Source organism: Allobosea sp. (genome assembly GCF_030695125.1).
Lineage (GTDB): Bacteria > Pseudomonadota > Alphaproteobacteria > Rhizobiales > Beijerinckiaceae > Allobosea.
On record NZ_JAUYTP010000073.1, the window covers coordinates 91,118 to 105,112 of the forward strand.

Sequence of the window (13,995 nt, forward strand, 5' to 3'; positions counted from 1 at the left end):
GCCCCTCTGAAAGCGCGCCGGTGAGGATCCGCGTGCCGGGCGCGGGCTGGTCCTTCGTCCCACGGACGGCGGTGTCAGGCGGCGGCCTGCGCCGTCTCGTGATGGGCACATTCGGGCGGCGAGCAGGTCCCGGCCTTCAGGGTCGCGTCGAACTTGTAGAGCGTCGAGCAGTAGGGGCAGACGATCTCATGGTCGGCGCCCATGTCGAGATAGACATGCGGGTGGTCGAAAGGCGGCTTGGCACCGATGCACATGAATTCGCGCGCACCTACATGGATGACGGCGACGCCCTTGTCGTTGTGGAAATGCGGAATGCCGTGATCGGCCATGATCGTCGCTCTTGCTTCGTGATGTCGGCGCAAACTATCGCGCCGGGAGGCCTGACGCCAGTGCGCGATTGTCTCAGCGCGGTGCCTCAGGACGCAGGCAGGCCTTGGCCAGCGCGGAGACCCGCTCGCGCTGCGTCGGATCGAGGGTGTCGGTCAGCGTCTCCCGCCAGAGGCTCTCGCGTTTCAGCGAATCGACCGTGCAGGCGCAGAGCCGCTCGCAGGTGTCCGTGCCCAGCGGACCCGTCCCGCAGCTGCGCTGGCAGGAGAGCATGAAGCCGCGCTCCTCCGACATCGGCTGCGGCGGGTTCAGCTGAAGCGCGAGCATCAGCGCGCCGATGAAGACCGGCTGGTGGACGAGATAGACCAGCAGGCTGTGCCTTCCGCCCCAGGTAATGATCCGGGCCGGCAGGGAGGCCGGGCGCCAGGCGGCGAGGCGGCTGCCGGCGAGGCGCGGCAAAGCGAGCCGCGCCAGCACCATCCCTGAGAGCACGCAGCCGAACCAGGGGAAGACCGGCACGAAATCCGCCGTCACGATCGGCGCACGCGAGAAGCCGAGCCAGGCGAGCCAGGGCTCATCGAGCAGCGGATGGGCGACGAGAAAGGGCAGGGCAAAGGCGATGATGGCCGCGCCCGCGACCGCAACGACCGGCAGCCGCAGGAAGGGCAGTGCTAGCACGCTGCCGAGCGCGACATGGTGGAGGATGCCGAAGAAGATGAAGCTGCGCGGCATCGCGAAAAAGGTCGCGATGGTCACCAGCGCGGCCGCGCTGGTGACCATCGCGAGGCGCTTCAGGAAGGCGGGGCGGTTCAGTCCGTCGCGTGTCGCCAGCACGAGGCTCACTCCGACCAGCGTCAGGAAGGAGCCGGCGATCAGCCGCGCGAACCAGCGCCAGCCGGGCTCGGCAGGGACATCGGTCTCGATCAGGCCGAAATAGGAGAGATCATAGGCGAAGTGGAAGACGAACATCGCCAGAAGCGCGAGGCCCCGGGCGAGGTCGACGGCCTCCAGCCGCAGGCGCGGCGAGGGGGCGGCAGGAGGAGGCGGGACGGCGCTCATGGCGCCCTTCATAGGCAGGCTGCGCTGCGGCCGCTACCCAAGCCGGGGCGTTGGTGGCATGGGAGAGCGCAATTCCCGCGACGGTAACGGACCGCCATGCAGAGCTTCTCTTCCGACGGCGTCAGCCTCGCCTATGTCGATCTCGCGCCCACCGGCGATGTCGACCGCCATGCGACGGTGGTTCTGGTCCATGGCTTCGGCTCCAGCCACATGGTCAACTGGGTCAACACCCAATGGACGAAGACGCTGACCCATGCCGGCTACCGCGTCGTCGCGCTCGACAATCGCGGCCATGGCCAGAGCCAGAAGCTCTACGAGCCGGCCGCCTACTCCTCCCAGATCATGGCCGAGGATGTCCGCCGGCTGATGGACCATCTCGCCATCCCGCGCGCGGCGGTGATGGGCTATTCGATGGGCGCCCGCATTTCCGCCCATCTGGCGCTGGCGCATCCGCAGCGGCTGACCGCGCTCCTGCTCGGCGGGCTCGGCATCCATCTCGTCGAAGGCGTCGGCCTGCCGCTGGGCATCGCCGACGCGATGGAGGCGCCCTCGCTCGATGGCCTGACCGACCCGATGCAGCGGATGTTCCGCGCCTTCGCCGAGGCGACCAAGAGCGATCTCGCGGCGCTCGCCGCCTGCATTCGTGGCTCGCGGCAGACGCTGAGCGCAGCCGAGGTCGGCCGCATCGCGGTGCCGACGCTGGTCAGCGTCGGCACGACGGACGACGTCGCGGGCTCCGGCCCGGCGCTGGCGTGGTTGATTCCGGGGGCGGAGGCCTTCGACATCCAGGGCCGCGACCACAACCTCGCCGTCGGCGACAAGAGCCACAAGCAGGCGGTGCTCGATTTTCTGTCGCGTTTGTGAGGTCGCGGCGAGACGGTTCGAAAACCGCCTGCCGGCAATGGGTTGGCGGCCGCTTTTGACAAAGTGAATCCGGCGCACCACATCCGGAACCGCATGCGGCTCGCAAACAGCTTTGGCGTCGATGCCGCCTCGGATGCTAAGATCGGCATCGACGAAAGACTTTCGCGGAGAACAATCATGTCGTCAGGACGCTCCGTCGTCGAAGCCCGCGACCCCAAGAGCGGGCTCGAACGGCTTGACCCCGTCTGGTCCCGGCTGCGGCGCGAGGCTGAGGCCGCGGTCGCCGCCGAACCGGCGCTGGGCAGCCTGATCGTCGCCTCCGTGCTCAACCAGCCGGGCTTCGAGGCGGCGGTGGGCCACCGCGTCGCCGCCCGGCTCGGCCACCCCGCGGTGACGGCGGATCTGATCGAACAGGCCTTCGCCGAGGCGCTCGCCGCCGACGAGGCGATCGGCGCCGGCATGCGTGCCGATGTCGTCGCCGTGCTCGATCGCGACCCGGCCTGCTACCGCGTGCTCGAGCCGGTGCTCTTCTTCAAGGGCTTCCATGCCCTGCAATGCCACCGGCTGGCGCATTGGCTGTGGCGGCGGGACCGGCGCGATTTCGCGCTGTATCTGCAGAGCCGCGCCTCGGAGGTGTTCCAGACCGACATCAACCCGGCGGCCGTCATCGGCAAGGGCATCTTCCTCGACCATGCCACCGGCCTCGTCGTCGGCGAGACGGCGGTGATCGAGGACGACGTCTCGATGCTGCACAGCGTCACGCTCGGCGGCACCGGCAAGCAGGGCGGCGACCGCCATCCCAAGATCCGCAAGGGCGTGCTGCTCGGCGCCGGCGCCAAGATTCTCGGCAATATCGAGGTCGGGCAGTGCTCGCGCGTCGCGGCGGGCTCGGTCGTGCTGGCTTCTGTGCCGCGCAACAAGACGGTGGCGGGTGTGCCGGCCAAGGTGGTCGGCGAGGCCGGTTGCGCCGAGCCCGCGCGCTCGATGGACCAGATCCTCGGCGGCGATTGCGGCTCCTATATCTAAGGCTGGCGGCCTCAGCGCAGGCCCGCTCGTGATGTTGAAACACGCGGTCGTCCCGGGCTTGACCCGGGACCCATTCCGGAACCTCACCGGGACGCGCTCCGGAATGGATCCCGGATCTCCGCGGAGTTTATCCTTGGGCCGATCGAAGATCGGACCCGAGGGCTTCGTCCGGGATGACACGCGTTTCCCTGGAGAGACCGGCAGTCCTACCCCTGCGCGACCAGCCAGGTGGCGATCTCGGCCTGGCGCGGATGCGGGCGCTCCGCCGTCGCGGGCGCCACTGTCAGCCGCTCGCTGAGCGGCAGCGGCGGCTGGAGGGGCGCGACCAGCCGGCCCTGCGCCAGGAGCGGCGCAACCAGCGAGAGCCGCCCCATCAGCACGCCCGAGCCCGTCAGCGCCGCATCCAGCGCCAGGCTGTAGAGCGAGAAGCGCGGGCCGCGCGTCGGATCGAGGGCGCGCGGTGCCCCCGCATGAGCGAGCCAGCGCGCCCAGTCGCTCTGCCAGACGGCATCGTGCAGCAGAGTCTGGCCGGCGAGATCGGCGGTCGAGCTAAGGCGTTCCGCCAGCGCTGGCGCACAGACCGGCAGGATCGCGTCCTCGCCCCGCAGCGTCAGCGCTGGCGGGCCTGAACCCGGCTCGCGGTAGAAGATCGACAGATCATGCGGCTCGCGGCGCGGATCGGGCGGCGCCTCCATCGCCGAAATCGACACCTGCAGATCCGGCCAGGCGCGCTGCAAGGCGGGCAGGCGCGGCGAGAGCCAGAGCTGCGCGATGCAAGGCAGGGCCGCGATGGTGAGTGCGCGCTGGCTCTCGCTTTCGCGCAGGCTCTGGGCGGCCTGGGCCAGGATGTCGAAGCCGCGCGTCAGCCGGGGCAGCACCTCGCGGGCGGCGACCGTCGGCACCACGCCCTGCGGCAGCCGGCGGAACAGCGGCAGCCCCAGAGCGGCCTCGAGCTGGCGGATCTGCTGGGTGACGGCGCCGGGCGTGACGCTGAGCTCGGCGGCGGCCTCGGTGAAGCTTTCGAGACGCGCCGCCGCTTCGAAAGCGCGCAGCGCCTTGAGCGAGGGCAGGCGGGGGCGGGGCGGCTTGACGGCCATGGAAGCGTCCGGCGGGAGGCTGAGATTTTCTCCGCCTTCGCGCGACGAATACTCGTTTGCGCCAGGCGGCGCAAACCGCTCCTATGGCCTCAGTTTCAGACAGGCCCCGGCGGGGCGGGAGAATGGCGATGACGGCACTGGGCAGGCGCGACTGGGTTCCCGCCGCGAGCGAGGATTACGTGCTCGCCATCGCCGGCGGCGTCAGCGGCCAGCCGCTCGACGCCATCGAGGCCCGGCTTTCGGCGCTGACGACGGAAAACCGCAACATCCACGAGCGCGACTGCTTCAACCTCAACCCCGCGACCAATGTGATGAACCCGCGCGCCGAAGCGGCGCTGGCGTCCGGCCTCGGCGCGCGACCCTCGCTCGGCTATCCCGGCGAGAAATACGAGATGGGTCTGGAGGCGATCGAGCAGATCGAGATCATCGCCGCCGAGCTCGCGGCCGAGGTTTTCGGCGCCAAATATGCCGAGATCCGCGTGCCCTCTGGCGCCATCGCCAATCTCTACGCCTTCATGGTCGCGGCCAGGCCCGGCGACTGCATCATCGCGCCGCCGCCCTCGATCGGCGGGCATGTCACGCATCACGGCGCCGGCGCGGCCGGGCTCTACGGCATCGTCACCCATCCGGCCCCGGTCGACCCGGTCAACTATACCGTCGATGTCGCACAGTTGCGGGCGGATGCGCTGCGGCTGAAGCCGAAGATGATCACCATCGGCGCGAGCCTGAACCTCTTCCCGCATCCGATCCGCGAAATCCGCGCGATTGCCGACGAGGTCGGCGCGCTCGTGCTGTTCGACGCGGCGCATATGTCGGGGATGATCGCCGGCCAGGCCTGGCAGCAGCCGCTGGAGGAGGGCGCCCATCTGATGACGATGAGCACCTATAAGAGCCTCGGCGGCCCGCCCTCGGGGCTGATCGTCACCAATGACGCCGCCATCGCCAAGCGGCTCGACGCCATCGCCTATCCCGGGCTGACGGCGAATTTCGACGCGGCCAAATCGGCTTCGCTCGCAATCACGCTGCTCGACTGGAAGGCTTTTGGCCGCGATTACGCGCAGATGATGGCCGCTACCGCCAAGGCGCTGGCCGAGGCACTCTGCGAGCGGCAGATCCCGGTCTATGCGCGCGAGCGCGGCATCACCACCTCGCACCAGTTCGCGATCGAGGCCCATGCCTATGGCGGCGGCCAGGCGGCGGCGCAAAAGCTGCGCGCCATCAACATCCTGAGCTGCGGCATCGGCCTGCCGCTGCCGGAGGTGGCGGGAGACGTCAACGGCCTGCGGCTCGGCACCCCCGAAATCGTCCGCTTCGGCATGACCCCCGCCGACATGCCCGAACTCGCGGCCTACATCGCCGAGGGGCTCAACGGCTCACGCCCGGCGGAGGCGATCGCGCGGGAAGTGACGGCGTTCCGGGGGCGGTTCCGGGAGTTGTGTTTTATGCGGTGAGGGGGAGGGGCAGGACCAACCTTTCCCCAGCTTCGGGGCCGGACAGCCGTGACGGGCGCGGGTCGGCTCATCGGTCAAACCGCGGTGTCTGCCGCAGAACGAGGCGTTTGATCTCCGGATTTCGGCGCATTGATCGGCCTCGATAGAGACTTATTCAAGTCCGTGGCAAGCGCGTGGCCAGCGCTTCGCGCTTCCTCTCGCGCGACAGATTCGTTCAACCGCCCTGATTCACAACCTAAGCCATGTCATCATGCCGCAGACGCTCGCTCTAGCACTCCATCGTCCTGGCCGGCTTCAATGACCCGAGCGGGCGCAAGAAGCGTAAGTTTAGTTCCTAGTGCTGCCTTGCTTCTCACGAAAGCGACAATCTTCGGTGCGCTGTCGAGGCGAGAAATGTCATGGAACGCAGTTGCCGCTTTATTGATCGAGTGAGGGTGCGCGCTGACGGCCTGAAACACCGTTGAATGCCCGTGCTGCGTTACGACAGCGGTCATAGGCCACGAAGTCGTAGACTGACCCAACACATCAGGCTCTGGCTTCACGTTTGGCTCGCCAAAAAGAGCAGTGAGGCGCGTCGTTAACTCACTGGACAGCGTGCCTTCGTCATCATCGAACGCGTGTTCCGCGATCCGCTCGATCGTCCGCCATGAAGCGAGCCCGACATCCATGATGCCGCGCTCAAGCTCTTCTCTCGTTACGTCAGTAAAGAGAATCCGATCCGCGATATGCACGTCGAGCGCTTCGGCAAAACGCTTTGCTGTCTTCGTGAAAACCTTTCCTGCGCCCATGTCTTCGACTTCGCGGAACGCAAAGCCGGCATCGCTCACGCGGAACCCGAAGCTCGTTTGATCGACACGGACCGTGACACTCGACCCCTCATGGCAGACGAGTGGAAGGCTGACGTAAAATATGCCGTTACGATTGCGAAGGCGCACAAGGTCCCTGACGGCTGATTGAACCGCCGCTTCGGCCTCTGGTGTCATGGCGCTTACGTTTATCATGATCGAAACAGATCGTACACCCAATTCGGGGTGGGAACAACGCTTATGTTGTTGATTCTAAAGTAACTTCCAACAAAGGAGCGAAGTTCGTCAAACGTTTGTAGAGGCTGAGAAATCGGTTCCGCGCACGGCAATTTCCCCTTCTTCATTCGCTGTTCGCCTTCAATCCAATTGGCCTCAAAGGTATGAAGGTGCGTGGCTGGGACGCGCTTACCTGCCCATTGACCAGAGCACTTTTTGCGGAGGTTTGAATGGCCGTCCTGAAGCGAGCGCCAGTCTAGCCGGCAAAGCCTGATACGGCGGGTTCCGGCATAGTCGTTGACCGCCATTTCAAACGTGACGTGCTCGTCTGGGTGGTGCGCGTAAGTACCACCAGTCAGAATAAGCCCCGATTCTGTTATACCGTCGATCTCCAGAGGCACGGCGAAACGCATGTATCCATCGCTCGGATCGGGTACGGTCCATTTTACGCCAATGGGGATGGTCTTCTCAGCGTAAAAGAGACTTTTGAGTGCCATCCCCTGAGATCAGCACATCCCACGCGCTTTTGGGAGTCCTCGCTGTGCTTGCACCAAGGGGATGATCCCCCGCAACTTATCCCCGCTCCCCCCATCACCCCCATACTCTCCCCACCTCATCCCCGAGGGGCAGCCATCCGGAAGGCAAGCCGTTGGTGGGGATGGGCGCGGCGCCTGCGGGCGGGTTTGCACCCCGCACTCGGGAGGCTTCGGGGCACTGCCCTGGGGGTACTACGGCCCCTGTGCGAGGAGCTCGCTGGAAAAGTCTTGGGCATCACGCCTTCGTCCCATGCCTGACGGCGCGACAACCCGATGAGGGGAACTGGCGCCCGAGGGCTCGCGGCGAAAGCTGGCCTTCGACCCGATAAGCGCGGCCCGGAGTCGTCAAATCGCCGACAAGCGGAGCGCCACGGGGCGTGCGGCGGGTGGCTCAATCCCGCCGCGCCGCATCCTGGCTCAACGGATGCGGTTTGCTACCTTCGCGCCTCGCGGCGCTCCGCTGCCCCTCGTTGATGACGCCTGCGTGCGAGCGCGGGCGGGGATTTCGGCTGTACGGTTTCGAGGGAAGGCGCGGGGAACCCCTCTCTAGTAAGGAGAGGGGCAGGGATGAGGGACCGCCGCTAATCGTTGAAGCGCGACGGAGCCGTGGCGCCTGCTTGCTGCGACGGCAGGCCCTCATCCGGCGCTCCGCGCCACCTTCTCCCATCCGGGAAGAGGGAAAAGGCGTCGCGGCCTGAGCGCTCGGCGCCCCCTCATCCGCCCCTGCCGGGGCACCTTCTCCCGCGAGGGGAGAAGGCAAGAGGCGTCGCGGCTCTGGCGCCTCTCCACAAGGGGGAGGGGGCGGCGCGGTGTGGTACGTCCTCGTCACGCGAGGCCGGGCGCACGCCCAGGCCTCACGAGGCCGCCGCTCAGAACTCGTCCCAGCCGGAGGAGGCGTGCGCGTTGACGGCCTTTTTCAGCGGGGGTTGTGCCGGGCGCGCGGCGGGGGGCGTTGCCGGTCGCGCGGCACGGGGCTGCGCGAAGGCCGCCGACACCTGCCGCTGCAGGCCGATCGCGCTCGAGGCCGCGACGGCGCCGCCCGCCTCGGTGCGATAGCCCGCCACGAGCTGGTTGAGCTGGGCGATGCGATCAGCCAGGGCGTTGGCCGAGGCCGCGCTTTCTTCCGCAAGCGCCGCGTTGGACTGGGTCATCTCGTCGAGATGGGCGACCGTCTGGCTCATCTCGTCGATGCCGTTGGCCTGCTCGCCGCCGGCAGCCGAGATATCGGCGATCGTCGAGGCCACTTTTCGCGAGGCCTCGAGGATGACGGTCAGGGATTCGCCCGCCTTGCGCACGAGCTTGACGCCCTCGCCGACCTCCGCGTTCGAGGACGAGATCAGCGACGAGATGTCCTTGGCGGCCTCGCCGGAGCGTTGGGCAAGGGTGCGGACCTCGCTCGCCACGACCGCGAAGCCCTTTCCGGCGTCGCCGGCGCGCGCGGCCTCCACCGCCGCGTTCAGGGCCAGCAGGTTCGTCTGGAACGCGATGTCGTCGATGACGCGGGTGATCGCCTGGATCTTCTGGGAGGCATCTTCGATGCGCGCCATCGCCCTGACGGCCTCTCCGGCGATGTCCCCGCCGGATTGCGCGGCGCCGGTCGCCTCGGAGGCCAGGGTGGCCGCGTTGCGGGCGTTGTTGGCGGAGGCCTTGACGCTCGCGGCCAGTTCCTCGGTCGTCGCAGCGGTCTCCTCGAGGCTGGAGGCCTGTTCCTCCGTGCGCTTCGACAGGTCGTCCGCGCCCATCGAGATTTCCTTGGCGGCCGTGTCGATGCCCTGCGCGGCGGCGGCAACCTCGCCGACGAGGCTCGCGAGCGTGTCCACGAGCGCGTTCACGCCTTCGCACAGCGATGTGTTCTTGGGGTTGAGGTCCTGAAGCGCGATCCGTCGGGTCAGGTCGCGGGCCTTGGCCGCTTCGACGACCGTGCCGACCTCGGCGATCGCGAACTCCATCTGCTCTTCGTTTTCCTTGCTGGCGGTGATGTCGGTGGCGTATTTCACCACCTTGATGGGCGCGCCCATCGCGTCGAGGATCGGGTTGTAGCTCGCCTGAATCCAGACGGCCTTGCCGCCCTTGCCGATGCGGCGATAGCGGCCCTCCTCATACTCCCCGCGCCGCAGCTTCTCCCAGAACTGGCCATAGGCCGTGCTGGAACGCTCCTCCTCGCTGACAAAGATACGATGATGCCGCCCCACGATCTCCTCGAGCGCATATCCGGTCACCGCCAGAAAGTTGGCGTTGGCGTGCAGGATCTTGCCGGTGAGATCGAAGGCGATGACAGCCTGAGCCTTGTCGAGGGCCGCGAGCTGGCCCTCCATGTTGGCGATCTCCGTCTTGTGCGCGGTGATGTCGGTGGCGAACTTCACGACCTTCTTGACCCGTCCGCCCGGGTCCATGACAGGCGTGTAGACGGCCTGAAGCCACAGGCGCTTGCCGCCCTTGCCGATCCGCAGGAACTGATCCTCGATCGCCTCGCCGGCAGCCAGTCTCGGCCAGAAGCCCTGATAGTCCGGGCGGGTCCGCTCGGCGGCTTCGACGAAGATCGAATGATGCTGGCCCTCGATCTCGGCCAGCGAGTAGCCGACGGCCTCGAGGAACAGGTCGTTCGCCCACAGGATCTTGCCCGAGGGATCGAACTCGATGACCGCCTGGGTGCGCCTGATGGCGGCGGCCTCCGCGGACAGGTTGCCCATATTCATGAAATTGCGAATCGACATTGCGTTTCCTTCCCGGCGAGGGGCGCCACAGCCGGCGCTCGCCGCAATTTTTGTTATGGTAGGCTGGCTTGGCCGGGCCTCTTTCCTTCGACCCTCTAAAAATCGCCCGAGAAGTTTAAATTTTCGTGAATTGAAAATATTCGCTGCAACGGCATCTGCGTCATGCTTGTCGTTTGATGCGTTGGTTGTCAGTAATATTATGTTTGTGCTGTAGATTAACGCATCGCTTCGTGATAAAAATATGAGTTCTACGTTCATTGATTTGAATTTATCGCTAGTTCAATCGACGCATGTCCCGCGTTTCGGGTGATATATCGCTTTCTTTCCAATGCTTTCTCTGCCGCAATTTACGTCATTTCGGCGGAATGGGCGCGGTTGTCTTTTGGGCCTGGATCGCTCATTCTTTTTTCACTTTCGGAACGTGCTGAGCGTTATTGGCTCGTGGCAAAACACAGCATCATCGATCTCACGCTCAAGCGTCGCACCAAGGTTGTGCGGTCGGAGATCGGCACCCCGGCTTATACGGTCGAGCATGTCGAGACGACGAACCCCGTCGATTACGAGTTCTCGGTCAGGAGCGACCGGCATTTCCTGGCCCTGCACGATCTGGTTTTCGACGATGGTCTGATGCGGGTGGAGGGCGAGAAACCGCGGCGGGGCCGCGATCTCCGGGAAACGCTGACGTTTTTGCCGGCTGGCATCGCCGTCGAGGGATGGTGCAAGCCCACCGACCGTCCACAGGCATTCAGCGCCCTCTATATCGAGCCCGATGCCGTTTCCGAAGCTGTGCAGGGGCAGTCGTGCTGGAGCCGGCCGGAGATCTACTTTCAGTCGCCCGCGCTGCTTGGCGTCTTCACGCAGCTCAGGGAGGTCCTGAAGGGCGCGCCGCCGTTCAAGGAGCTTCTCGTCGATTCCCTGGGACAGGTGGCTGTCGCCACCTTCGCCAGCCTCCAGTCCGCCAATGGGCCGGCGGTGCGGCCGGACCGGAAACTGGAACGACTGGAACTGCAGAGGATCGACGCTTATCTGCGGGAGAACATTGCCCATGATATCCGGCTCGACGACATGGCCGGCGTCCTCGGCATGAGCAAGTTCCACTTCATCCGCTGCTATCGCGCGACGACAGGCCGGACCCCGTATCGCTCCCTGCTGGATTTGCGGTGCCAGGTCGCGGTCGATGCGTTGACATCGGGGCGCGCCGCCGGCGAGGCCGCGGTCGCTGCAGGGTTCGAGAACGCAGCCCAGATGTCGCGCTCGCTGCGCGCCACGCTCGGAATCCTGCCGCGCGACATCCGCGGGTGACCCTCAGCCGCAGCGCCTGCTGCCGAAACCCTGTGCCCGGCGCTTCGGGGTCGCCAGGCGATGCCGCTCCCTGATCTTCGACGGCGCCGCCGTAAGGGAGGCATGCCATAGGTGGGGTGGGGGCGGCTGGCGAGTGTCTGCGCGCCCTTCTGCGGGAGAAGGGGCCCCGCGCTGCCGGGGCGGGGGCGGTTGCAGGGGAGGGGCGGCTTCGCGGCTTGCCCTGCCGGCCCGGTCATGGCATCGCTCCCGCCAACCGATGAGGATCGATATCATGGACAAGACCGAACTCGCCAAGCTCGAGGGCTATCTGCGGCGCACCTTCAACAACCACGGCATCAGCGTGCGCGCGCGGATGAAGAAGAACGATTCGGCCGAGGTCTATCTCGCCGACGAGTTCATCGGCATCATCCATGTCGACGACGAGGACGGCGATCGCTCGTTCAACTTCACGATGGCGATCCTGGACGTCGATCTCGAAGACTGACGGGATTTCGCGAGGGCTGCCGTCCGAGGCGGCCTTCTGCGCTTCCGGTGCTCACGGACACCAGTCCGCTCCGCATCGGTTCTCGAACGCAACGCCAGCCGGCTCACCCTGACGAAATCCCGGCTTGGAAGCCGACGATCAGCGCATCAGGCCGTCGATGGTGCGGCGGACGCCGCCGAGCATCAGCTCCCAATCGGCGATGATCGCGCGCGGGAAGCGGATGTTCACGTCCATCCCGCGATGGCGGAAGGTGACGCGGCAGGGCTCGTCGAGATCGGGCCGTGCGGAATCGGATTTCGCCGCGTCGAGGGGGCAGCGTGCCGCGAAGCCGCGCCCGTCGGGCACCGAGACATAGAGCTCGTCGCCCTCATAGGGTGAGCCCTTGCGGAAGCCGCGCACGACCAGCCCACCGGGGTTGGACCAGACGGTGGGCGTCAGGAAGCGGGCATAGACCGAGAGCTGCGTCTGCGGGTCGTTGACCTTGTCCTGCGGGCTCAGCGTGATCAGCAGGCGCTGGCGGTTCGGAGCCTGGGGCTGGGCCGGCCCGAGGCTCGGCCAGTCGAGCCGCAAGCGGACCATGCCGACGAGCCGGCTCGAATCGTCGGGCTCGGCACCGGTCAGGTCCTGCGGCACCATCAGCGCGATCGCGCCGATCCGCGCCGGCTGGACCACCGGCTCGAGCGGAACCTCGCGATGGCCGAGATAGAGCGCAAGTCCCGTCGCCAGCCCGCCGAGCAGCACGATCGCGGCGGCGGCCTTGAGCAAAGCGCCATCGGCCCGCGGCAGGGGCGGAGGCGGGCGCTTGAGGCGGGCGCGCACGCTGCCGGCCAGCCCGGACGCCGCGTGTCCGAGCGGGCTGCGCGGGGGCTGCAAACCAGGCTCACCGGCCAGATCCTGCGGATGATATGCGCTCACGACGGGTGCCTTTTCGGGTGCGGGCCCGGCTTCACTCAAGCATCGCCGCGTTAACGCGGCGTAAACCATGACCGCGCGCATGCGGCCTGCCGCGTTAACCATTGCGTCAGGCTTTTCTTCACACTTTATAAACCATGCGGCACTGTGCGGCTGTCTCGCCCGTCGGAGCCCGCAATTCCGTGATGATCGATCCGTCCGCGCTGGAGACGCTCAAGGCCCTGCTGGTCGGCTTCGCCTTTGCGGGCCTGCTGGCCTCCGCCTTCGAATTGTTCACGACGCAGCGGGCCGATTTTCGCCTGCTGCAGGCGGGCGGCCTGGCGGCGGTGGCGAGCGTGCCCGTCGTCGTGTTCAGCGCGCCGTTCCTGATCCTGCGCAACACCGTGCGCGGCCGGCGGATCGAAGGGCGGCCGATCCCGTTCGTGATGGTGGCGAGCATGATCGCCTCGGTCTGGAGCATCTTCTGCGGCCGCGTCGTGCTCGACCTGCTGCACGTGCTCGGCTCTTGACGCCGGGTCTGCCGGTCGCTCACTCCTGATCCTTCGCCTGCGCGCCGGAAGGATTCTGCGATGCCGCTCTACAGCCTCGACGGGCTGACGCCCGAGACCCCCGCCTCCGGACAATGGTGGCTGGCGCCCGATGCCCATCTGATCGGCAAGGTCCGCATCGGCGTCGATGTCGGCATCTGGTTCGGCGCGGTCCTGCGCGGCGACAATGAGTGGATCGAGATCCAGGCCGGCAGCAACATCCAGGAAGGCTGCGTGCTGCACACCGACATGGGCTTTCCGCTCGTCGTCGGCGAGGGCTGCACGATCGGCCACCGCGCCATCCTGCATGGTTGCAGCATCGGCCAGAACAGCCTGGTCGGCATGGGGGCGACCGTGCTCAACGGCGCCCGGATCGGCGCCAACTGCCTGGTCGGCGCCAATGCGCTCGTCACCGAAGGCAAGGAGTTTCCGGACAACTCGCTGATCGTCGGCTCGCCCGCGCGCGCCATCCGCACGCTCGACGAGGCTGCCGCTGCCAGCATCACCGCCTCGGCCGCTGGCTATGTCGCGCGCTGGAAGCAGTTCGCCGCCGGGCTGGTCAGGCTGGACTAGGGCGCGCCCGACTCTCATGACAAAGCGGGCCGGCTCCCCGGGGAAGGGAGCCGGCCCTTTGGCGAAACCCGGCCTGGGGACGGGTGGGTGGGGGACGTGAC

14 protein-coding genes are annotated in these 13,995 nt (G+C 66.8%); 7 read left to right on the forward strand and 7 right to left on the reverse strand.

Annotated features, from left to right (window positions below; all coding sequences use genetic code 11):
* Positions 1 to 74: 74 nt before the first annotated feature.
* Together Q8S38_RS21695 and Q8S38_RS21700 are read right to left on the reverse strand one after the other, a co-directional pair.
* Positions 75 to 329: a zinc-finger domain-containing protein gene (locus tag Q8S38_RS21695; protein ID WP_305682420.1), complete on the reverse strand. Its 255-nt coding sequence runs from the start codon at positions 327 to 329 to the stop codon at positions 75 to 77.
* Positions 330 to 402: 73 nt separating this feature from the next.
* Positions 403 to 1,386, reverse strand: a complete 984-nt coding sequence (locus tag Q8S38_RS21700; RefSeq protein ID WP_305682421.1) for an acetyltransferase domain-containing protein — start codon at positions 1,384 to 1,386, stop codon at positions 403 to 405.
* 96 nt (positions 1,387 to 1,482) lie between these two features.
* On the opposite strand from Q8S38_RS21700, the gene Q8S38_RS21705 reads away from it, so the two are divergent.
* Positions 1,483 to 2,250, forward strand: coding sequence for an alpha/beta fold hydrolase (locus Q8S38_RS21705; protein WP_305682422.1), 768 nt, complete (start codon positions 1,483 to 1,485; stop codon positions 2,248 to 2,250).
* A 177-nt stretch (positions 2,251 to 2,427) separates the two neighbouring features.
* A complete protein-coding gene (gene cysE / locus Q8S38_RS21710; RefSeq protein ID WP_305682423.1) occupies positions 2,428 to 3,276 on the forward strand; it encodes a serine O-acetyltransferase in 849 nt (282 codons plus the stop codon).
* Positions 3,277 to 3,482: 206 nt separating this feature from the next.
* Here cysE and Q8S38_RS21715 read toward each other — a convergent pair whose 3' ends face one another.
* Positions 3,483 to 4,373, reverse strand: coding sequence for a LysR substrate-binding domain-containing protein (locus Q8S38_RS21715; RefSeq protein ID WP_305682424.1), 891 nt, complete (start codon positions 4,371 to 4,373; stop codon positions 3,483 to 3,485).
* Positions 4,374 to 4,501: 128 nt separating this feature from the next.
* Between Q8S38_RS21715 and Q8S38_RS21720 the strand changes: the two genes are divergently transcribed.
* Positions 4,502 to 5,824 (forward strand): serine hydroxymethyltransferase, encoded by a 1,323-nt coding sequence (locus Q8S38_RS21720; RefSeq protein WP_305682425.1) that lies wholly within the window; start codon positions 4,502 to 4,504, stop codon positions 5,822 to 5,824.
* 248 nt (positions 5,825 to 6,072) lie between these two features.
* Here Q8S38_RS21720 and Q8S38_RS21725 read toward each other — a convergent pair whose 3' ends face one another.
* The 3 genes from Q8S38_RS21725 to Q8S38_RS21735 all read right to left on the reverse strand — a co-directional run bounded on the left by Q8S38_RS21725 (position 6,073) and on the right by Q8S38_RS21735 (position 10,354).
* Positions 6,073 to 6,807 carry a hypothetical protein gene (locus Q8S38_RS21725; RefSeq protein WP_305682426.1) on the reverse strand — a complete coding sequence of 245 codons (735 nt, stop codon included), beginning with the start codon at positions 6,805 to 6,807 and terminating at the stop codon, positions 6,073 to 6,075.
* A gap of 14 nt (positions 6,808 to 6,821) precedes the next feature.
* Positions 6,822 to 7,259: a hypothetical protein gene (locus Q8S38_RS21730; protein WP_305682427.1), complete on the reverse strand. Its 438-nt coding sequence runs from the start codon at positions 7,257 to 7,259 to the stop codon at positions 6,822 to 6,824.
* A gap of 992 nt (positions 7,260 to 8,251) precedes the next feature.
* On the reverse strand, positions 8,252 to 10,354 hold the full coding sequence (locus Q8S38_RS21735) for a methyl-accepting chemotaxis protein (protein ID WP_305682428.1): 2,103 nt from the start codon (positions 10,352 to 10,354) through the stop codon (positions 8,252 to 8,254).
* A 48-nt stretch (positions 10,355 to 10,402) separates the two neighbouring features.
* Here Q8S38_RS21735 and Q8S38_RS21740 point away from each other — a divergent pair, with 48 nt between their 5' ends.
* Together Q8S38_RS21740 and Q8S38_RS21745 are read left to right on the forward strand one after the other, a co-directional pair.
* On the forward strand, positions 10,403 to 11,398 hold the full coding sequence (locus Q8S38_RS21740; protein ID WP_305682429.1) for a helix-turn-helix domain-containing protein: 996 nt from the start codon (positions 10,403 to 10,405) through the stop codon (positions 11,396 to 11,398).
* Between the two features lie 271 nt (positions 11,399 to 11,669).
* Positions 11,670 to 11,882, forward strand: coding sequence for a DUF3126 family protein (locus Q8S38_RS21745; protein ID WP_054141925.1), 213 nt, complete (start codon positions 11,670 to 11,672; stop codon positions 11,880 to 11,882).
* A 138-nt stretch (positions 11,883 to 12,020) separates the two neighbouring features.
* Here Q8S38_RS21745 and Q8S38_RS21750 read toward each other — a convergent pair whose 3' ends face one another.
* A complete protein-coding gene (locus Q8S38_RS21750; RefSeq protein WP_305682430.1) occupies positions 12,021 to 12,797 on the reverse strand; it encodes a hypothetical protein in 777 nt (258 codons plus the stop codon).
* A gap of 179 nt (positions 12,798 to 12,976) precedes the next feature.
* Between Q8S38_RS21750 and Q8S38_RS21755 the strand changes: the two genes are divergently transcribed.
* A complete protein-coding gene (locus Q8S38_RS21755; protein WP_305682431.1) occupies positions 12,977 to 13,303 on the forward strand; it encodes a DUF6949 family protein in 327 nt (108 codons plus the stop codon).
* 60 nt (positions 13,304 to 13,363) lie between these two features.
* The gene (locus Q8S38_RS21760; protein WP_305682432.1) at positions 13,364 to 13,894 is read left to right on the forward strand and encodes a gamma carbonic anhydrase family protein; all 531 of its coding nucleotides are present in this window, start codon (positions 13,364 to 13,366) and stop codon (positions 13,892 to 13,894) included.
* Positions 13,895 to 13,995 lie beyond the last annotated feature (101 nt).